General features: G+C 74.0%; 20 protein-coding genes. 1 reads left to right on the top strand and 19 read right to left on the bottom strand.

Annotated elements, in window-relative coordinates:
* Positions 1-58: 58 nt before the first annotated feature.
* From coaBC to pyrR, 12 genes are all read right to left on the bottom strand, one after another.
* Positions 59-1,273, bottom strand: a complete 1,215-nt coding sequence (gene coaBC, locus BLP29_RS12010; RefSeq protein ID WP_092804507.1) for a bifunctional phosphopantothenoylcysteine decarboxylase/phosphopantothenate--cysteine ligase CoaBC — start codon at positions 1,271-1,273, stop codon at positions 59-61.
* Positions 1,274-1,341: 68 nt separating this feature from the next.
* Positions 1,342-1,605: a DNA-directed RNA polymerase subunit omega gene (gene rpoZ / locus BLP29_RS12005; protein WP_014741310.1), complete on the bottom strand. Its 264-nt coding sequence runs from the start codon at positions 1,603-1,605 to the stop codon at positions 1,342-1,344.
* A gap of 46 nt (positions 1,606-1,651) precedes the next feature.
* Positions 1,652-2,221: a guanylate kinase gene (gmk, locus tag BLP29_RS12000; RefSeq protein WP_243469895.1), complete on the bottom strand. Its 570-nt coding sequence runs from the start codon at positions 2,219-2,221 to the stop codon at positions 1,652-1,654.
* 46 nt (positions 2,222-2,267) lie between these two features.
* Positions 2,268-2,594, bottom strand: coding sequence for an integration host factor, actinobacterial type (gene mihF / locus BLP29_RS11995; RefSeq protein WP_207798447.1), 327 nt, complete (start codon positions 2,592-2,594; stop codon positions 2,268-2,270).
* A 214-nt stretch (positions 2,595-2,808) separates the two neighbouring features.
* Positions 2,809-3,723, bottom strand: coding sequence for an orotidine-5'-phosphate decarboxylase (gene pyrF / locus BLP29_RS11990; RefSeq protein ID WP_092804501.1), 915 nt, complete (start codon positions 3,721-3,723; stop codon positions 2,809-2,811).
* On the bottom strand, positions 3,720-4,697 hold the full coding sequence (locus BLP29_RS11985; protein ID WP_207798468.1) for a dihydroorotate dehydrogenase: 978 nt from the start codon (positions 4,695-4,697) through the stop codon (positions 3,720-3,722). Before BLP29_RS11985 ends, pyrF begins: the two co-directional genes overlap by 4 nt.
* A gap of 2 nt (positions 4,698-4,699) precedes the next feature.
* Entirely contained in the window at positions 4,700-5,683 is a 984-nt protein-coding gene (locus tag BLP29_RS11980) for a dihydroorotate dehydrogenase electron transfer subunit (protein ID WP_243469894.1), read from the bottom strand.
* Positions 5,680-8,985, bottom strand: a complete 3,306-nt coding sequence (gene carB, locus BLP29_RS11975) for a carbamoyl-phosphate synthase large subunit (protein ID WP_092804498.1) — start codon at positions 8,983-8,985, stop codon at positions 5,680-5,682. Before carB ends, BLP29_RS11980 begins: the two co-directional genes overlap by 4 nt.
* A complete protein-coding gene (carA, locus tag BLP29_RS11970; RefSeq protein WP_092804495.1) occupies positions 8,972-10,084 on the bottom strand; it encodes a glutamine-hydrolyzing carbamoyl-phosphate synthase small subunit in 1,113 nt (370 codons plus the stop codon). The genes carB and carA overlap by 14 nt, the downstream gene beginning before the upstream one ends.
* A complete protein-coding gene (locus tag BLP29_RS11965) occupies positions 10,081-11,367 on the bottom strand; it encodes a dihydroorotase (RefSeq protein WP_092804492.1) in 1,287 nt (428 codons plus the stop codon). The genes carA and BLP29_RS11965 overlap by 4 nt, the downstream gene beginning before the upstream one ends.
* Positions 11,364-12,296, bottom strand: a complete 933-nt coding sequence (locus BLP29_RS11960) for an aspartate carbamoyltransferase catalytic subunit (protein ID WP_092804489.1) — start codon at positions 12,294-12,296, stop codon at positions 11,364-11,366. The genes BLP29_RS11965 and BLP29_RS11960 overlap by 4 nt, the downstream gene beginning before the upstream one ends.
* Positions 12,289-12,846, bottom strand: coding sequence for a bifunctional pyr operon transcriptional regulator/uracil phosphoribosyltransferase PyrR (gene pyrR, locus BLP29_RS11955; RefSeq protein ID WP_092804486.1), 558 nt, complete (start codon positions 12,844-12,846; stop codon positions 12,289-12,291). The genes BLP29_RS11960 and pyrR overlap by 8 nt, the downstream gene beginning before the upstream one ends.
* A 208-nt stretch (positions 12,847-13,054) precedes the next feature.
* Between pyrR and bldD the strand changes: the two genes are divergently transcribed.
* A complete protein-coding gene (gene bldD, locus BLP29_RS11950; RefSeq protein WP_092804483.1) occupies positions 13,055-13,594 on the top strand; it encodes a transcriptional regulator BldD in 540 nt (179 codons plus the stop codon).
* Between the two features lie 59 nt (positions 13,595-13,653).
* Here the strand turns inward: bldD and nusB are convergent, their stop codons facing one another.
* Genes nusB through aroC form a run of 7 tightly spaced genes read right to left on the bottom strand, consistent with a single transcriptional unit; the run spans position 13,654 to position 18,926 of the window.
* Positions 13,654-14,061, bottom strand: coding sequence for a transcription antitermination factor NusB (nusB, locus tag BLP29_RS11945; RefSeq protein WP_092804480.1), 408 nt, complete (start codon positions 14,059-14,061; stop codon positions 13,654-13,656).
* 3 nt (positions 14,062-14,064) lie between these two features.
* The gene (efp, locus tag BLP29_RS11940; protein WP_092804477.1) at positions 14,065-14,625 is read right to left on the bottom strand and encodes an elongation factor P; all 561 of its coding nucleotides are present in this window, start codon (positions 14,623-14,625) and stop codon (positions 14,065-14,067) included.
* Positions 14,626-15,711: a M24 family metallopeptidase gene (locus BLP29_RS11935; RefSeq protein ID WP_243469893.1), complete on the bottom strand. Its 1,086-nt coding sequence runs from the start codon at positions 15,709-15,711 to the stop codon at positions 14,626-14,628.
* Positions 15,708-16,142 (bottom strand): type II 3-dehydroquinate dehydratase, encoded by a 435-nt coding sequence (aroQ, locus tag BLP29_RS11930; protein ID WP_207798446.1) that lies wholly within the window; start codon positions 16,140-16,142, stop codon positions 15,708-15,710. Before aroQ ends, BLP29_RS11935 begins: the two co-directional genes overlap by 4 nt.
* Positions 16,139-17,209 carry a 3-dehydroquinate synthase gene (gene aroB / locus BLP29_RS11925; RefSeq protein WP_092804471.1) on the bottom strand — a complete coding sequence of 357 codons (1,071 nt, stop codon included), beginning with the start codon at positions 17,207-17,209 and terminating at the stop codon, positions 16,139-16,141. Before aroB ends, aroQ begins: the two co-directional genes overlap by 4 nt.
* The gene (locus tag BLP29_RS11920; protein WP_092804468.1) at positions 17,206-17,748 is read right to left on the bottom strand and encodes a shikimate kinase; all 543 of its coding nucleotides are present in this window, start codon (positions 17,746-17,748) and stop codon (positions 17,206-17,208) included. The genes aroB and BLP29_RS11920 overlap by 4 nt, the downstream gene beginning before the upstream one ends.
* Positions 17,745-18,926: a chorismate synthase gene (aroC, locus tag BLP29_RS11915; protein WP_092804465.1), complete on the bottom strand. Its 1,182-nt coding sequence runs from the start codon at positions 18,924-18,926 to the stop codon at positions 17,745-17,747. The genes BLP29_RS11920 and aroC overlap by 4 nt, the downstream gene beginning before the upstream one ends.
* Positions 18,927-18,935 lie beyond the last annotated feature (9 nt).

Here is an 18,935-nt window from a genome sequence, read left to right as displayed (position 1 = left end):
GGCGATCCTCGCCCGACCTCGACGGGGCGCGCGTCTCGCGCACGCCCGGCGGACCAGGTTACCGGCGACTGCCCAGGCGTGGGACCACGACGTCCCAGACGGCGGCCGCGACGGTGTCCTTGCCGGCCGCCGCGACCTCGGTGACGGCGCCGTCGGCGGCCAGCACGGTGACGGCGTTGTCCGGTCGGCCGAAGACCTGACCAGCCGAGACGTCGTTGACCACCAGCAGGTCGCAGCCCTTGCGGGCCAGCTTGGCCCGGGCGTGCCCGAGCACGTCGTCGTCGGCGTCACCGGTCTCGGCGGCGAATCCCACGACCAGCTGACCGGCGCGCCGGGCGGCCACGAGGTCGGCCAGGACGTCGGGGTTGCGGGTGAGCGCGACCGCCGTGGGCTCGCTGCTGCTGCCCTTCTTGAGCTTGTCGGCCGCGACCTCGGTGGGCCGGAAGTCCGCGACAGCAGCGGCCATGACCACCACGTCGGCGTCCCCGGTGCGGGCGGTCATCGCGGCGTGGAGCTCGGCCGCGGACCCCACGGGCACCACCGTGCAGCCGAAGGGGGCGGCGTCCTCGACGTTGGCCGCGACCAGGGTGACCTCCGCGCCGCGCGCGGCTGCCGTGCGGGCCAGGGCCCAGCCCTGCCGGCCGGAGGACCGGTTGCCCAGGTAGCGCACCGGGTCCAGCGGCTCGCGGGTGCCGCCGGCGCTGATGAGCACCCGGGTGCCGGCGAGGTCCTGCTGGAGCGAGCCGCCCCCGAGCACGACGTCCACGAGCGCGGCGACGTCGTGCGGCTCGGGCAGTCGCCCGGGGCCGGAGTCGGGGCCGGTGAGCCGACCCACGGCCGGGGGCAGCACCAGCGCACCGCGGCGGCGCAGGGTGGCGACGTTGTCCTGGGTGGCCGGGTGCTGCCACATCTCGGTGTGCATGGCCGGCACGAACAGCACCGGGGCACCGGTGGCGAGCAGCGTGGCGGTCAGCAGGTCGTCGGCCCGCCCGGCGGCGGCGCGGGCCAGCAGGTCGGCGGTGGCCGGGTTCACGACCACCAGGTCGGCGGTCTGGCCGATGCGCACGTGGGCGACCTCGGGGACGTCGTCCCACACCTCGGTGCTCACCGGGTTGCCGCTCAACGCCTCGAAGGTCGCCGCGCCGACGAACCGCAGCGCCGAGGCGGTGGGCACCACCCGGACGTCGTGCCCGCGCTCGGTCAGGGCACGCAGCAGCAGCGCCGACTTGTAGGCGGCGACCCCGCCACCGACCCCCAGCACGATCCGGCTCATGCGCCCATCCTGCCCAAGGACGACGAAACCCCCGGCCACCAGGGCCGGGGGTCGTCATCACATGGGGTTCAGTTCTCGCCCGCCGTGTGGGTCAGCAGGCCCTCGTTGATCTCGCGGAGCGCGATCGAGAGCGGCTTCTCCTGGGGGGCGGTGTCGACCAGCGGGCCGACGTACTCGAGCAGGCCCTCGGAGAGCTGGCTGTAGTAGGCGTTGATCTGGCGCGCCCGCTTGGCCGCGTAGATGACCAGGCCGTACTTGCTGCTGGTGCGCTCGAGCAGCTCGTCGATCGGCGGGTTGGTGATGCCCTCGGGGGCAGGTGCGACTCCGGACACGGGCTGTTGAGCTCCTCGGTAGATCGGATGCGCTGCGGGCGGGGCGTCAGCCTGCGGGTGGCGCAGTCAGCAAGAGTACCAACTCGTCCGCGGCGCGGGCGAGGTCGTCGTTCACCACGACCACGTCGTAGTCGCCGACGGCGGCCATCTCGGCCCGGGCGATGTCCAGCCGGTGGGCGATGACGTCGGCGGGTTCGGAGCCGCGACCGGTCAGGCGGGAGGCCAGCACCTCGAACGACGGGGGCGCCAGGAACACCAGCTGGGCGTCGGGTGCACTCGCCCGGACCTGGCGGGCGCCCTGCATCTCGATCTCGAGCAGGGCGGGCAGCCCCTGGGCCAGCTGCTCCTCGACCGGGCCGCGCGGGGTGCCGTAGCGGTTGCCCGCGTACTCGGCCCACTCGAGCAGGCCGTCGTTCGCGACCAGCCAGTCGAAGTGCTCGTGGTCGACGAACAGGTAGTGCTCGCCGTCGACCTCGCCCGGGCGGGGACGGCGGGTGGTGACCGAGACCGAGACCCACACCTCGGGGTGCCGGCGGCGCACCTCGGCGACCACCGTGCCCTTCCCCACGCCCGAGGGGCCGGACAGCACCGTCAACCGGGCGGGCGACACGGTCACTGCGGGCAGACCTCGGACGTGGGTGGGGACGGTGGTCGGCGGCGGGTCAGGCGGGCTGCTCGCCGGCGAACTCGGCCTCCAGCGCCTTGCGCTGGTTGGCGCCGAGACCGCGGACGCGACGGGTCGGGGAGATCTCGAGCCGCTCCATGATCTTGGCGGCGCGGGCCTTGCCGACACCGGGCAGGGACTCCAGGACGGCGGACACGCGCATCTTGCCGATGACCTCGTCGGTCTCGCCCTGCTTGAGGACGTCGCCGACGGTGGTGCCCTTGCCCTTGAGCTTCTCGCGGAGCTCGGCACGGACCTTGCGGGCGGCAGCGGCCTTCTCGAGGGCGGCGGCGCGCTGTTCGGGGGTGAGCTGAGGGAGGGGCACGGGGAACCCAATCGTTCTCGTGGCGTCGGCGGTGGCCGACGGGGCGGATCTCGGTGTGTGGGGGACGAGCGGGGCGGACGGTGGCCCGCCTGCTCGAGCCTGGCGGTCAACCTAGTCACCCGGTACGACAGCGGACACCGGACCCCGGTGCCCGCGCAGTGCCGTCGGTGTGCTTCGACTCGTGGACCTTACGCCCCGCTAAGGTCACGCCCGGTCATCGGGCCAGGTCAGCAGCCCAGCGCTCGGCCGCCGCCCGCAGGGCTGCAGCATCGGGACCGGCAGCCAGCACGTCGCGGGAGACCGTCGGCACCACGGCTCGACCCCCGCCGAACAGGCGCCCCAGGTCGGCCGGGGTCCCGCCCTGGGCGCCCAGGCCGGGGGCCAGCACCGGTCCGCGCAGGCCGGCGAGGTCGACGTCGAGCTCGGCGAGCGTGGCACCCACCACGACGCCGAAGGAGCCGGTGTCCGCGCTCCACCGGCCCTGCCGGTCGACATCCGCTCCCGGGTCGGGTGCGGGGTCGTCGAGCATCCGGTCGGGGGCGTTCCAGCGCCCCACCTGGTCGACCACGGCCTGGGCGACGGTGCGACCGTCCGCCAGCCGGGCGTGCTGGAAGGTGGCGGCGTCGGGGTTGGAGGTGCGGGCCAGCACGAACAGACCGGCCCCGTGGTCGCGGGCGGTGCGCACGGCCGGGGCGAGCGAGTCGGGCCCCAGGTAGGGGCTGACCGTGAGGGCGTCGACCTGCATCGGGTGACCGGCGGTGAGGACGTCGGCGTACCCGGCCATGGTCGAGCCGATGTCGCCGCGCTTGGCGTCCAGCAGCACCAGGGCGCCGGCGTCGCGGCAGCGCGCGACGGCGTCCTCGAGCACCAGCAGCCCGCGGGAGCCGTGCCGCTCGTAGAACGCCGACTGCGGCTTCAGCACGGCCACCGTGCCCGCCAGCGCCTCGACGACGGCGTCGGTGAACCGGCGCAGGCCGTCGACGTCGTCGTCCAGCCCCCATGAGGTCAACAGCTCGCGGTGGGGGTCGATGCCCACGCAGAGCGGGCCGCGCGCGGCCACGGCCGCGGCCAGCCGGGCCCCGAACCGGGCCGGGTGCGCGGGACCGGCGGGGACACCGGCCGTCGTCACCGGTGCCGCCCGGGCGAGCCCTCGTCGGGGGCGCGGTGGGCGTAGCCCACGGCGTCGGCCAGCCGGCCGAAGCCCCGCTCCCCCAACGCGTCGGCGAGCTCGGCGTGGATGCGGGCCGGGGCCGAGGGGTCGTTGAACACCGCGGTGCCGACCGAGACCGCACCGGCCCCGGCCAGGATGAACTGCAGGGCGTCCAGACCGGTGCGGATGCCGCCCATGCCCAGGATCGGCACGTTCGGCAGCGCGGCGTGCACCTGCCAGACGCACCGGAGCGCCACCGGGCGGATCGCCGGGCCCGACAGCCCGCCGGTGACCCCGCCGAGCACCGGGCGCATCGTGTCCGGGTCGATGACCAGGCCCAGCAGCGTGTTGATCATCGACAGCCCGTTCGCGCCGGCGTCGGCGCAGGCCCGGGCCACCGACACGATGTCGGTGACGTCGGGGGTGAGCTTGGCGTAGACCGGGTGCGCGGGGTCGGCGGCGGCCCGGACGGCGGCGACCACCGCGGCGGAGGCGTCGGGGTTGCAGGCGAACACCTCGCCCCGGCTCTCGACGTTGGGGCAGGAGATGTTGACCTCGATGCCCAGCACCCCGGGCGCGCCGCGCAGCCGCTCGGCCAGCTCGGCGAAGTCCTCGGTGCGGGCCCCGGCGATCGACACCAGCGACCGGACGCCGCGCTCGGCCAGCCAGGGCAGCTCGTCGGCCAGCAGGCCGTCGATCCCCGGCCCCTGCAGCCCGATCGAGTTGATCATGCCGCTGGGGGTCTCGGCCATGCGCGGGGTGGCCCGGCCCGAGCGCGGGCGCAGCTGCACCGACTTGGTGACCACCGCGCCGATGGAGGTGAGGTCGAAGAACGGGTCGAGCTCGCGGCCGAAGGACGCGCAGCCCGACGCGGTGAGCACCGGGCTGACCATCGGCACCCCGCCGAGGGAGGCCTGCATGTCGACGCTGGGCAGCTCGACCTCGGGCAGCATGGTCACGGCGTCTCGCCCTCTCCGGCGGGGGTGTGGGCCAGGGTCATCGCGTCGGCGCCCAGCAGGTCCGGCGGCAGCGTGCCGACGTCGGCGAAGCGCACCCGGTCGCCGGCGAACACCGGGCCGTCGGTGCACGAGCGGGCGAACCGGGACCGGCCGTCGGCACCGACGACCGGCAGCACGCACGTCATGCAGACGCCCACCCCGCAGGCCATCGACTCCTCGACGGCCACCCACGAGGGCACGCCGCGGTCGGTGGCGAGCTGGGCGACGGCGGCCAGCATGGGCATCGGGCCGCAGGCGTAGACCACCCCGGCGCCGCTGACCAGCTCGGCGACCGGTCCGGTGACCCGGCCCGCCCGCCCGGCGCTGCCGTCGTCGGTGGTGACCACGAAGGGCGCCGCGACCGCCGAGAGGTCCTCGACCGAGCACAACCGGTCCTCGTCGCCGGCGCCGACCACGGCGGCCACCTCGTGCCCGCGCGAGCGCAGCAGCCCGCCCAGCCCGACGAGGGCTGCGGCGCCGTAGCCCCCGCCGACCAGCAGCGCCGGGGTGCCGGGCGGCGGCAGCGGGAAGGGCCTGCCCAACGGGCCGACGACGTCGACCTCGTCGCCGGGGCGCAGGCCGGCCAGCCAGGTGGACCCGGCGGCCTTCGCGCTGACCACCACGGAGAAGCGGCCGCCGCCGACCCCGGCGATGGCGATCGACCGGCGCAGCAGCATGGCCGAGGTGGGCCCGCCGACGGCGAAGGCGACGAACTGCCCGGGCCGGGCGGCCTCGGCGATGTCGGGGGCCTCGAGGGTCAGCTCGGTGTAGGCGCTGACCGGGCGGGAGCCCACCACCACCGCCAGGCCCTGCACCGGCGGGTGCTCGGCCGGCGGGGCCGGCTGGCCCAGCAACCCGGTGCCCGAGCCCGGCACAGGGGGCAGCACGCGCTCACCCGTGGGCAGGGAGACCATGCGGGTCGCGCCGTCGTCCTGGCTCACCGCTGTGCCCGGGCCAGGGCGAGGGAGGCGTGCAGGTCCTGCAGGCTGCGCACGCCGATGTCACCGCGGCGCAGCGCCTCGACCCCCTGCACCGCGGCCGCCATGCCCTGCACGGTGGTGATGCACGGGATGCCCGCTGTCACCGCGGCGGCGCGGATCTCGTAGCCGTCCAGGCGCGGCCCGGAGTTCCCCGGGGCCCCGAACGGTGTGTTGACCACCATGTCGACCTCCCCGGCCAGGATGGCCTCCACGACGTTGCCCGGCCCGTCGGAGAACTTGCCGACCACCGTGCAGGTCACCCCGTTGCGGCGCAGCACCTGGGCGGTGCCGGCGGTGGCCAGCACGGTGAACCCGAGGTCGGCCAACCGCTTGACCGGGAAGACGGCCAGGCGCTTGTCCCGGTTGGCCAGCGAGACGAACACGGTGCCCTCGGTGGGCAGCGAGCCGTAGGCGGCGGCCTGGGACTTGGCGTAGGCGGTGCCGAACTCGGCGTCCAGACCCATGACCTCGCCGGTGGACTTCATCTCCGGGCTCAGCACGGTGTCGACGCCCTGGCCCTCGGCGTTGCGGAACCGGTTGAACGGCAGCACCGCCTCCTTGACCGCGATGGGCGCGTCGACCGGGGTGTCGGCGCCGTCGCCGTCGGCCGGCAGCACGCCGGCGGCGCGCAGGCCGGCGATGGTCTCCCCCACCGCGATGCGGGCAGCGGCCTTCGCCAGCGGCACCGCGGTGGCCTTCGAGACGAAGGGCACGGTGCGGCTGGCCCGCGGGTTGGCCTCCAGCACGTACAGGACGTCGTCCTTGAGCGCGTACTGGACGTTCATCAGCCCGCGCACCCCGATGCGCCGCGCCAGCTTCTCGGTGGCCGACCGGATGGACCGGAGGTCGGTGGCGCCCAGGGTGATCGGCGGCAGCGCGCACGCGGAGTCACCGGAGTGGATGCCGGCCTCCTCGATGTGCTCCATCACGCCGCCCAGGTAGAGGTCGGTGCCGTCGAAGAGGGCGTCGACGTCGATCTCGACGGCGTCCTCGAGGAAGCGGTCGATGAGCACCGGGTGGTCGGGGCTCACGTCGGTGGCCTTGGCCAGGTACGCCTCGAGCGTCGCGTCCTCGTAGACGATCTCCATGCCGCGCCCGCCGAGCACGTAGGAGGGCCGCACCAGCACGGGGTAGCCGATCGACGCCGCGATCCCGCGGGCCTCGTCGAAGCGCACCGCCGTGCCGTGCTGGGGCGCGGGCAGCCCGGTGTCGGCGAGCACGCGGGAGAACTCGCCGCGGTCCTCGGCGGCGTCGATGGCCTCGGGCGCGGTGCCCAGCACCGGGACCCCGGCGTCCTTGAGGCGCTGGGCCAGGGCCAGCGGGGTCTGCCCGCCCAGGGTGCAGATGACCCCGGCCACCGGGCCGGCCGCCCGCTCGGCCTCGACGACCTCGAGCACGTCCTCGAAGGTGAGCGGTTCGAAGTACAGCCGGTCGGCGGTGTCGTAGTCGGTGGAGACGGTCTCGGGGTTGCAGTTGACCATCACCGCCTCGTAGCCGGCGTCCTGCAGGGCCAGCACCGCGTGGACGCAGGAGTAGTCGAACTCGATGCCCTGCCCGATGCGGTTGGGCCCCGACCCGAGGATGAGCACCGCGGGCTTCTCGCGCGGGGCGACCTCGGTCTCCTCGTCGTAGGTCGAGTAGTGGTAGGGCGTGGTGGCGGCGAACTCGGCGGCGCAGGTGTCGACGGTCTTGTAGACCGGCCGGATGCCCAGCCGCCAGCGCAGCGTGCGGACGCCGTCCTCGCCGGCCAGCTCGGGCCGCAGCGCTGCGACCTGGCGGTCGGAGAGGCCGTGCCGCTTGGCCCGGCGCAGCAGCTCGGGCGTCAGCGACGGCGCGTCGCGCACCTCGGTGCCGATCTCGTGCACCTGCAGCACCTGGTCGACGAACCACGGGTCGAAGCCGCTGGCCTCGGCGACCTGCTCGACGGTCGCACCGGCGGCCAGCGCCCGCTCGGCGGTGTAGAGCCGGCCGTCGACCGGCGTGCGCAGCCGCTCGAGCAGCTCCTCGGCGCTCTCCTCCGGCTGGGCGGGGCCGGTCCAGAACCCGACCTGCGACGTCTCGGTGGAGCGCATCGCCTTGCCCAGGGCCTCGGTGAAGTTGCGGCCCATGCTCATGACCTCGCCGACGCTCTTCATCGTCGTGGTCAGCCGCGGGTCGGCGCCGGGGAACTTCTCGAAGGCGAAACGCGGGATCTTCACGACCACGTAGTCGAGCGTCGGCTCGAACGCCGCCGGGGTGACCTTGGTGATGTCGTTGGTGATCTCGTCGAGGGTGTAGCCGATGGCCAGCTTCGCGGCGATCTTGGCGATCGGGAAGCCGGTGGCCTTCGACGCCAGCGCCGACGACCGCGAGACCCGGGGGTTCATCTCGATCACGACGAGCCGGCCGTCGGCCGGGTTGACCGCGAACTGGATGTTGCACCCGCCGGTGTCGACGCCGACCTCGCGCAGCACCGCGATGCCGACGTCGCGCATCTTCTGGTACTCGCGGTCGGTCAGCGTCATCGCCGGCGCGACGGTCACCGAGTCGCCGGTGTGCACGCCCATGGCGTCGATGTTCTCGATGGAGCAGACGACCACGACGTTGTCGGTGCGGTCGCGCATGAGCTCGAGCTCGTACTCCTTCCAGCCCAGCACCGACTCCTCGATCAGCACGGTGTGCACGGGTGAGTCGGCCAGGCCGTGGCCGGCCATGCGCCGCAGCATCGCCTCGTCGGTGGCGAAGCCCGAACCCAGCCCGCCCATGGTGAAGCTGGGCCGGATGACCACCGGGTAGCCGACCTCGTCGGCGGTGGCCAGGGCCTCCTCGACCGAGCCGCAGACCGTGGAGCGCGGGGCGTCGGCGCCGATCGAGCGCACGATGTCCTTGAACAGCTGCCGGTCCTCGCCGCGGTTGATCGCGTCGGCGTCGGCGCCGATGAGCCGGACGCCGTACTTCTCCAGCACCCCGTTGGCCTGCAGCGCCAGGCCCAGGTTCAGCGCGGTCTGCCCGCCCAGGGTGGCCAGCAGCGCGTCGGGCCGCTCGGCGGCGATCACCCGCTCGACGAACTCGGGGGTGAGCGGTTCCACGTACGTGGCGTCGGCGACCTCGGGGTCGGTCATGATCGTGGCCGGGTTGCTGTTGACCAGGCTGACCCGCAGGCCCTCGGCCTTGAGCACCCGGCACGCCTGGGTGCCCGAGTAGTCGAACTCGCAGGCCTGCCCGATGACGATCGGCCCGGAGCCGATCACCATCACGTGGGAGATGTCGTCACGCTTCGGCACGGGAGTCCTCCATGAGGTCGACGAAGCGCTGGAAGAGCGGGGCGGCGTCGTGCGGGCCGGCGGCGGCCTCGGGGTGGAACTGCACGCTGAACGCAGGGACGTCGAGGCAGCGCAGCCCCTCGACGACCTGGTCGTTGAGCCCGACGTGGCTGACCTCGACCCGCCCGTAGGGGGTGTCGGTGGCCCGGTCGAGCGGGGCGTCGACGGCGAAGCCGTGGTTCTGGCTGGTGACGCGCACCGAGTCGGTGACGCGGTCGAGCACCGGCTGGTTGAGCCCACGGTGGCCGAAGGGCAGCTTGTAGGTGCCCAGGCCCAGCGCCCGGCCCAGGATCTGGTTGCCGAAGCAGATGCCGAACAGCGGCCGGCGGGCGTCGAGCACGCCCTGGACGGCCTCGACGGCGTAGTCCGAGGCGGCCGGGTCGCCCGGGCCGTTGGACAGGAACACCCCGTCGGGCCCGGCCTCGAGCAGCTCGGCCGCCGTGGCGGTGGCCGGGAGCACCCGGGTCTCGACCCCCAGCTCGGCCAGGTGCCGCGGCGTGGCCGCCTTGATGCCCAGGTCGAGGGCCGAGATGCGGTACCTGGTCTCGCCCACCGCCGAGACGGTGTAGGCCTGCTCGGTGGTGACCTCGGGTGCGAGGTCGGCCCCGGCCATCGACGGCGCGGCCTGCACCCGGGCCAGCAGGGCGTCGGCGTCGAGCTCGGTGGAGATGCCCACCCGCATGGCGCCCCGGTCGCGCAGGTGCCGGGTCAGCGCCCGGGTGTCGATGCCGCTGATGCCCACCACCCCGTGCTCGACCAGCTCGTCGTCGAGGGTGCCGGTGGACCGCCAGTTCGCCGGACGCCGGGCGGGGTCGCGCACCACGAAGCCGGCGACCCAGATGCGGCGGGACTCGTCGTCCTCGTCGTTGACCCCGGTGTTGCCGATGTGCGGCGCGGTCATCACCACCACCTGGCGGTGGTAGCTGGGGTCGGTCAACGTCTCCTGGTAACCGGTCATGCCGGTGGAGAAGACGGCCTCGCCGACCGTCGTCCCGGTGGCCCCGTAGGACTCGCCGCGGAACGTGCGGCCGTCCTCGAGCACGAGCAGCGCCTCACTCATTCCTGGACCTTCCCGTCGCGCACCGACAGTTCTCCGCGCAGCAACGTGTGCACGACACGCGCCGGCAGCTCACGGCCGGCGTAGGGGCTGTTGCGGCTCTTGCTGGCCAGCGCCGCCGGGTCGACGACCGATCGGGCCCCGGGGTCGACGAGCACGAGGTTCGCCGGCTCCCCCACCGCGACCGGGCGGCCGTGGCCGGCGAGCCGGCCGATGGCGGCCGGGCGGACCGACATGCGGTCGGCGACCTCCCGCCAGGTGAGCAGGCCGGTCTCGACCATCGTCCCGACGACCACCGACAGCGCCTGCTCGAGGCCGAGCATGCCGGGGCGGGCCTGCGCCCACTCGACCTCCTTGTCCTCCGCGGCGTGCGGGGCGTGGTCGGTGGCGACGGCGTCGATCGTGCCGTCGGCCAGCCCGGCCCGCAGGGCCGCGACGTCCTCGGCGGTGCGCAGCGGCGGGTTCACCTTGAACGTGGCGTCGTAGCCCTCGGCGCACGCGTCGGTGAGCAGCAGGTGGTGCGGGGTCACCTCGGCGGTGACCTGCACCCCGCGCGACTTCGCCCACCGGATGAGCTCCACCGACCCGGCGGTGGACACGTGGCATACGTGCAGCCGGGCGCCGACGTGCTCGGCCAGCAGCACGTCGCGGGCGATGATCGCCTCCTCGGCGACCGCGGGCCAACCGGTCAGACCCAGCCGGGCCGAGCGGTCGCCCTCGTGCATCTGGGCACCGACGGTCAGCCGGGGCTCCTCGGCGTGCTGGGCGACCACCCCGTCGAGGGCCTTGGTGTACTCCAGCGCCCGGCGCATGAGCGCGGGGTCGGCGACGCACTTCCCGTCGTCGGAGAACACCCGCACCCGGGCGGCGCTGTCGGCCATCGCGCCGAGCTCGGCCAACCGCTCGCCGGCCAGACCGACGGTCACCGCACCGACCGGGACGACGTCGACCAGCCCGGCGTCGCGGCCCAGCCGCCACACCTGCTCGACGACGCCGGCGGTGTCGGCCACCGGGTCGGTGTTGGCCATGGCGTGGACGGCCGTGTAGCCGCCCAGCGCCGCGGCCCGCGACCCGGTGAGCACCGTCTCGGTGTCCTCGCGGCCGGGTTCCCGCAGGTGGGTGTGCAGGTCGACCAGGCCGGGCAGCAGCACCAGCCCGGTCGCGTCGATCGTCTCGGCGGTGCTGGACAGGTCGGTGCCGATCGCGGCGACCACGCCGTCCTTCACCAGGACGTCGACGGCGTCCTCGCCGTAGGGGCGGGCGCCCCGGATGAGCAGGGTGGTCATGCGTTGCCTCCGAGCAGCAGGTACAGGACGGCCATGCGCACGCTGACGCCGTTGCCGACCTGCTCGACGATGGTGGAGCGGGCCGAGTCGGCGACGTCGGCGGCGATCTCCATGCCGCGGACCATCGGACCCGGGTGCATGACGATCGCGTCGTCGGCCAGCCGGGCCATGCGGTCGGCGTCCAGGCCGTAGCGGCGGCTGTACTCCCGGGCCGAGGGGAAGAACGAGGCGTTCATGCGCTCGGCCTGCACGCGCAGCATCATCACCACGTCGGCGGTGGGCAGCACGGCGTCGAGGTCGTAGGACACCGTGACCGGCCACGACCCGATGCCCACCGGGAGCAGGGTGGGCGGGGCGACCAGGGTGACCTCGGCGCCCAGGGTGTGCAGCAACCGCACGTTCGAGCGGGCCACCCGGCTGTGCAGCACGTCGCCGGTGATCACCACCCGCACGCCCTCGAGCCGGCCCAACCGCTTGCGGATCGTGAAGGCGTCCAGCAGCGCCTGGGTGGGGTGCTCGTGGGTGCCGTCGCCGGCGTTGACCACGCTGCCGGCCACCCAGGTGGCCAGCCGGTGCGGCGCCCCCGACGCCGAGTGCCGGACGACGATGCCGTCGGCGCCCATGGCCTCCAGGGTCAGCGCGGTGTCCTTGAGGCTCTCGCCCTTCGAGACGCTGGACCCCTTGGCGGAGAAGTTGATGACGTCGGCGCTCAACCGCTTGGCGGCCAGCTCGAAGCTGATCCGGGTGCGGGTGGAGTCCTCGAAGAAGAGGTTGACCACCGTGCGCCCACGCAGGGTGGGCAGCTTCTTGACCTCGCGGCCGGCCAGCGCGGACTCGATCTGCGCGGCGGTGTCCAGCACCAGGGTGGCGTCGTCGAGGTCGAGGTCGGCGGCCTCGAGCAGGTGCTTGTGCCTCAGGGCGTCAGGCATCGGTGATGGTCACCCCGTCCTCGCCGTCGACCTCGGCCAGCCGCACCTTCACCTGCTGCGTGCGGGCGGTGGGCACGTTCTTGCCGACGAAGTCGGCCTTGATCGGCAGCTCGCGGTGGCCGCGGTCGACCAGGACGGCGAGCTGGACGGCGCGGGGGCGGCCGACGTCGCGCAGGCCGTCGAGGGCGGCCCGCACCGAGCGGCCGGAGAAGAGGACGTCGTCGACCAGTACCACCAGGCGGCCGTCGACCCCGGAGTCGGGCAGCCGGGTCTCCTCCAGCGCGCGGACGCCGCGGGTGCGCAGGTCGTCGCGGTAGAGGGTGATGTCCACGGTGCCGACGTCGACCGGGGTGCCGGTGAAGGCCTCGATGCGGGCGGCCAGCCGGCGGGCCAGCGGGGCGCCGCGGGTGGGGATGCCGACGAGCACGAGGTCGGACAGGCCGTCGCCCTCGGTGGTGGAGCTCGCGGCCCGCTCGATGAGCTGGTGGGCCATGCGGTCGACGACGCGGGTGACGTCGTCGGCGGTCAGCAACCGCTGTGGTTCCGGCATGACGATCAAGCCTCCTTCCCCGCCTCACGGGACGGGTCGTTAAAGGAAGTGGTTCGTTCCGGCGCAGACGCTAGCGCACGGCCCGGTGTGACCTGCACCGTGCCGATCTCACCCGACCGGGGTGCTCGACATGCTGCGGCCCACCAGCACCGCGTACTCTGCGTGACCAGAAGCCGCCCCATCCGACGACCCTGAGTGAGCAGACACGATGAGCACCGACTACTCCCGCGCGCTGGGCGCCCGCCTGCGGGCGATCCGCAACCAGCAGGGTCTCTCGCTGCAGGGGGTGGAGGACAAGTCGCACGGCCGCTGGAAGGCCGTCGTCGTCGGGTCCTACGAGCGCGGCGACCGCGCGGTGACCGTGCAGCGCCTGTCCGAGCTGGCCGTCTTCTACGGCGTGCCGGTCGCCGAGCTGCTGCCCGACCCCCGCCCGAGCTCGGCCATCACCAAGTCCACCAAGATCGTGCTCAACCTCGAGTCGCTGGGCTCGCTGCCCGCCGACGAGGCCGGGCCGCTGGCCCGCTACGCCTCCACCATCCAGGCGCAGCGCCACGACTACAACGGCAAGGTGCTCTCGATCCGCACCGAGGACCTCAAGTCCCTGGCGATCATCTACGACATGAGCCCCGACGAGCTCACCACCCGGCTCATCGAGTGGGGGGTGCTCTCCCCCGGCGCCGACGGCAGCATCTACGCCGACGTCGACGACGACGCCGGCTGGGGCGACCGCCGCCGCACCCCGCGGTAAGAGCTGTGAACGCGAACGGCTCACTCCGGTGATCGGAGTGGGCCGTTCGCGTTCGAGCCTCAGACGGTGGGGATCTGGGCCTTGAGGATGCCGGACAGCACGCCGTTGACGTAGGACGCCGAGTCGTCGGTGGACAACGTCTTGGCCAGCTCGACGGCCTCGTCGATGACCACCGCGTCGGGGACGTCGTCGACCCACAGCAGCTCGAACACCGCCATGCGCAGGATCGCGCGGTCGACGTCGGGCAACCGGTCGAGCGTCCAGCCCTGCGCGTGCTCGGAGATCAGCCGGTCGATGTCGGCGGAGTGCTCGACCGCTCCCTCGACCAGCCGCACCGTGTGCTCACCGATCGGCGGGTGGCCGTCGGCGATGCGCTCGCGCAGCAACGGCAGCACGTCGCCGCCGCGCAGGTCGGCCTCGTAGAGGACGTCGACCGCACGCTTGCGCGCCTTGGATCGGGCGGCCACGGGTCAGCTGACCCGGCCCAGGTACCGACCGTCGCGGGTGTCGACCTTGAGCTTCTCGCCGGTGGTGATGAACAGCGGCACCTGGATCTCGGCGCCGGTCTCCAGCGTCGCGGGCTTGGTGCCACCGGTGGAGCGGTCGCCCTGCAGGCCCGGGTCGGTGTGGGCCACCACGAGCTCCATGGAGACCGGCAGCTCGATGAACAGCGGCACGCCGTCGTGCACCGCGACCATGGCCTCGGTGTTCTCCAGCAGGTAGTTCGCCGCGTCGCCCACGGTCGCCTCGGACACGGGGATCTGGTCGAAGGTGTCGCCGTCCATGAAGACGAAGTCGGCGCCGTCCTTGTACAGGTATGTCATGTTCCGCTTGTCCACGGTGGCCGTCTCGACCTTGAGCCCGGCGTTGAAGGTCTTGTCGACCACCTTGCCGCTGAGCACGTTCTTCAGGGTCGTGCGCACGAAGGCGCCGCCCTTGCCCGGCTTCACGTGCTGGAAGTCGGTGACGGTCCACAGCTGACCGTCCAGCTTGAGGACGATGCCGTTCTTGAGGTCGTTGGTGGTAGCCATCTAGAGGACCAGCAGTTCCTTGCTCGTGAGGGTCAACAACTCGGGCTCGCCATCGGTCACGATCAACGTGTCCTCGATCCGGACACCGCCGTGCCCCGGGAGGTAGACCCCGGGTTCCACGGTGACGGCCATGCCAGCGGCCAGGGTACCTGCGCCCAGGGCGGAGATTCCCGGAGCCTCGTGGATCTCCAGCCCCACCCCGTGCCCGAGGCCGTGCGTGAAGTGCTCGGCGTGCCCGGCGGCGGCGATGACGTCGCGCGAGGCGGCGTCGACCGCGGTCACGTCGGCACCCACCGCCAGGGCCGCCCGGCCGGCGGCCTGGGACTCCCGGACCAGCGCGTAGACCTCGGTCTGCCAGGCGGCGGGGTGGCCCAGGACGACGGTGCGGGTCATGTCGGAGTGGTAGCCGTCGACGGTCGCGCCGAAGTCGAGCTTGAGGAAGTCGCCGCCGCGCAGCTCGGTGCCGTCGGGCCGGTGGTGCGGGATGGCGGAGTTCGCCCCGGCGGCCACGATCGTCTCGAACGACGGGGCCTCGGCGCCCAGCGCCAGCATGCGGGCGTCGAGCTCACGGCCGACGGCGAGCTCGGTGCGCCCGGGGCGCAGCGCACCCTCGGCGGCCAGCTCGGCCAGGGCCTGGTCGGCCACCGTGCAGGCCCGGCGCAGTGCCTCGACCTCGTCGGGGTCCTTGACCGCGCGCAGCGCCTCGACCGCCCGCCGGACGCTGACCAGCTCGACGCCCTCGGCCGCCTGCTCGAGCGCCCGCAGCCCGTCGACCGTCACCACGTGCGACTCGTAGCCCAGCCGACCGACGCCGGCCGCGGCCCCGGCCAGCGCCGCCACGGTGGAGCGGTCGACGACCAGCTCGACGTCGGGCACCTGCGTGCCGGCCTGGGTGGTGTAGCGGCCGTCGGTGCCGAAGAGGTCGGTGCCGTCGGTGCGCAGCAGGAAGGCCCCGTTCGAGCCGGTGAACCCGGTCAGGTAGCGCACGTTGAGCAGGTCGGTGACCAGCACGGCGTCGAGCCCGCGCTCGGCGGCCACCGCACGCAGGCGCTCGCGCCGGCCGGCGTGGTCCATGCGGGACGTCACCGGACCCCCTGGTCGGCGAGGAAGCGCAGCGCGGCCTCGTACCCGAAGACGCCCAGCCCGGCGACGACCCCGGTGGCCACCGCCGAGACGAAGGAGTGGTGACGGAAGGCCTCGCGGGTGTGCACGTTGCTGATGTGCACCTCGACCACCGGCCCGTCGACCTGGGCCAGCGCGTCGCGCAGCACCACCGAGGTGTGCGTCCAGCCCGCCGGGTTGACCACCACGGCGGCCCCGGTGTCGGCGGCCTCGTGCACCCAGCCCAGCAGCTCGGCCTCGCTGTCGGTCTGCCGGACCGAGACCTGCTGACCGAGCTCGGCGGCGACGGCCTCGATGCGGGCGACCAGGTCGGCGTAGGTGGTGGTGCCGTAGGTGGCCGGTTCACGGGTGCCCAACCGGCCCAGGTTGGCGCCGTTCAGCACGAGGATGCTCACGAGGTCTCCTCCACAGCGGCCCAGGCAGCACGCAGCCAGGCCTCGTCGGGGTCGGTCAGGATGCCGGGCGAGCCCAGGCCGTCGAGGACGACGAACCGCAGCGACGAGCCGCGGGCCTTCTTGTCCACGGCCATCGCCGACCGCAGGGTGGCGAAGTCGCCGGCGTAGCGCACGGGCAGCCCCATGGCGACCAGCAGCTCGCGGTGCCGGTCGGCCTCCGCGCGGGACAGCCGACCGGCGGCCACCCCCAGTTCGGCGGCGAACACCAGGCCGACCGCGACGGCGTCGCCGTGCCGCCAGCCGAAGTCCTCGGCCTTCTCGATGGCGTGGCCCAGCGTGTGCCCGTAGTTCAGGAACTCGCGACGGCCGGTGTCGTGGAGGTCCTCGCCGACGGCGTCGGCCTTGACCTGGACGGCACGGCCGATGAGCTCGGGCGTCGCCGAGCGGCCGGTGGGGTCGGCGGCGAGGAGGTCGAGGATCGCGCCGTCGGCGATGAACCCGCACTTGACCACCTCGGCCAGCCCGGCGCGGAAGTCCGCGGGCGGCAGCCCGTCGAGGACCTCGGTGTCGACGAGCACGGCGGCGGGCGGGTGGAACGCGCCGACCAGGTTCTTGCCGGCCGCGGTGTTGATCCCGGTCTTGCCCCCGACCGCGGCGTCGACCATGCCCAGCAGGCTGGTGGGCACGTGCACCACGCGCACCCCCCGCAGCCACGTCGCCGCGACGAAACCGGCGAGGTCGGTGACCGCTCCCCCGCCGACGCCCACGACCGCGTCGGTGCGGGTGTGGCCCAGCCGGCCCAGCTCGGCCCACAGCCCGGCGGCGACCTCGGCGGTCTTGCCGGCCTCCCCGTCGGGGACGACGAGGGCCTCGGCGGCCAGGCCCGCGGTCTGCAGCGCGGCGACCGCCTCACCGGCCAGCGCGGCGACCGAGGCGGTGTGCACGACCGCGGCCCGGGTGGCGCCCGCCAGGGCGGTGCCCGGCAGCAGCGCCAGCTCGGCGCGCACACCCGCACCGATGACGACCTCGTAGGGCCGGTCACCGGCGACCGTGATGCGTGCGGTCACGACGTGCTGCCCACGGCCGGGCGGGCCGCGACAACCGCGGCGACGACCTCGTCGACGGAGCGGTCATCGGTGGTCAGGTGCAGCGTGGCGACCTCGCGGTACAGGGGTGCGCGGGTGTCGAGCATCTGCCGCAGCATCTGCCGCGGGTTCACGCCCAGGATCGGCCGGTCGCGGGAGAGCCCCACCCGCTTCGCGGCGCTGGCCAGGTCGACGTCGAGCCAGACGACCGTGCCGCCGGCCCGGCCGTGCGCGACGAGCAGCGCCCGCGTGGCCGCGCTCGTGGGGGCCCCGCCACCGAGGGCGAGCACGCCCTCGTGCTCGGCCAGGGCGCGGGCGACGGCCCGCTCCTCGAGGGCCCGGAAGTGCGGCTCGCCGCGGGTCACGAACAGGTCGGCGACCGAGGTGCCGGTCTCGGCCTCGACGTCGTGGTCGGTGTCCCGGAACGGCAGCCCCAGCGCGGCGGACAGCTGCCTGCCGACGGTCGTCTTCCCCGACGCCGGCGGCCCGACGAGCACCACCGGCAGGCCGGCCGAGCTCACCGCCAGACCAGCCCGTCGAGGTAGCCCGCGACGTTGCGGCGGGTCTCGGGCACCGAGTCGCCGCCGAACTTCTCCAGCACCGCGTCGGCCAGCACGAGGGCCACCATCGCCTCCATCACGACCGACCCGCGGGGCACCGCGCAGGCGTCGCTGCGCTGGTGGATGGCCACGGCGGCCTCGCCGGTGGTGGTGTCGAGCGTGGCCAGCGCACGGGGCACGGTGCTGATCGGCTTCATGGCCGCCCGCACGCGCAGCACCTCGCCGTTGGTCATGCCGCCCTCGATGCCGCCGGCGCGGTCGGTGCGCCGGGCGACGGTGCCGGGGCCGGTGACGTCGATCTCGTCGTGGGCGACGGAGCCGCGCCGGCGGGCGGTCTCGAGGCCGTCGCCGACCTCGACCGCCTTCACCGACTGCACGCCCATGAGCGCACCGGCCAGCCGGCTGTCCAGCCGCCGGTCCCAGTGCACGTGGCTGCCCAGGCCCGGCGGGAGGCCGTGCACGACCACCTCGATGACCCCGCCCAGGGTGTCGCCGGAGTCATGGGCGTCGTCGATCTCGGCCTGCATGCGCTCGCTGGTGGCCGGGTCGGCGCAGCGCACCGGGTCGGCGTCGAGGGCGTCGTTGTCGTCGGGCCCGGGGACCAGGCCGTCGGGGGCCGTCACCGCCCCGATGCCGACGACGTGGCTGACCACGCGCACACCGAGCACCTGGTGCAGGAACTGCCCGGCGATGGCGCCCAGGGCCACCCGGGCCGCCGTCTCGCGGGCACTGGCGCGCTCGAGCACCGGCCGGGCGTCGTCGAACCCGTACTTCTGCATGCCCGCGAGGTCGGCGTGGCCGGGGCGCGGACGCGTGAGCGGCGCGTTGCGGGCCCGGTTCGCGATCAGCTCGGGGTCGACCGGGTCGCTGGCCATGACCGTCGTCCACTTGGGCCACTCGGTGTTGCCCACCTGGACCGCGATGGGCCCGCCCTGGGTGCGGCCGTGCCGCACGCCACCGGTCAGGGTGACGACGTCCTGCTCGAACGCCATGCGGGCACCACGACCGTGCCCGAGGCGACGGCGGGCGAGCTGGGCGTCGATGTCGGTGGTCTGCACCTCCACGCCGGCGGGGAGACCTTCGAGGATGGCGGTGAGCTGCGGACCGTGCGACTCACCGGCAGTCAGCCAGCGCAACATGGGCCTGAG

Origin of the sequence: Klenkia marina (genome assembly GCF_900101025.1) — a bacterium.
Classification (GTDB): Bacteria; Actinomycetota; Actinomycetes; order Mycobacteriales; family Geodermatophilaceae; genus Klenkia; species Klenkia marina.
This window is presented reverse-complemented; position numbering and strand designations above follow the sequence as displayed.

Coding starts and splice junctions, on each gene's coding strand:
- coaBC (WP_092804507.1), bottom strand. CDS start 1,273: ATGAGCCGGATCGTGCTGGGGGTCGGTGGCGGGGTCGCCGCCTACAAG.
- BLP29_RS11985 (WP_207798468.1), bottom strand. CDS start 4,697: ATGCTGCCCGAGGTCGAGCTGCCCAGCGTCGACATGCAGGCCTCCCTC.
- carA (WP_092804495.1), bottom strand. CDS start 10,084: ATGAGTGAGGCGCTGCTCGTGCTCGAGGACGGCCGCACGTTCCGCGGC.
- BLP29_RS11965 (WP_092804492.1), bottom strand. CDS start 11,367: ATGACCACCCTGCTCATCCGGGGCGCCCGCCCCTACGGCGAGGACGCC.
- BLP29_RS11960 (WP_092804489.1), bottom strand. CDS start 12,296: ATGCCTGACGCCCTGAGGCACAAGCACCTGCTCGAGGCCGCCGACCTC.
- pyrR (WP_092804486.1), bottom strand. CDS start 12,846: ATGCCGGAACCACAGCGGTTGCTGACCGCCGACGACGTCACCCGCGTC.
- bldD (WP_092804483.1), top strand. CDS start 13,055: ATGAGCACCGACTACTCCCGCGCGCTGGGCGCCCGCCTGCGGGCGATC.
- efp (WP_092804477.1), bottom strand. CDS start 14,625: ATGGCTACCACCAACGACCTCAAGAACGGCATCGTCCTCAAGCTGGAC.
- aroC (WP_092804465.1), bottom strand. CDS start 18,926: ATGTTGCGCTGGCTGACTGCCGGTGAGTCGCACGGTCCGCAGCTCACC.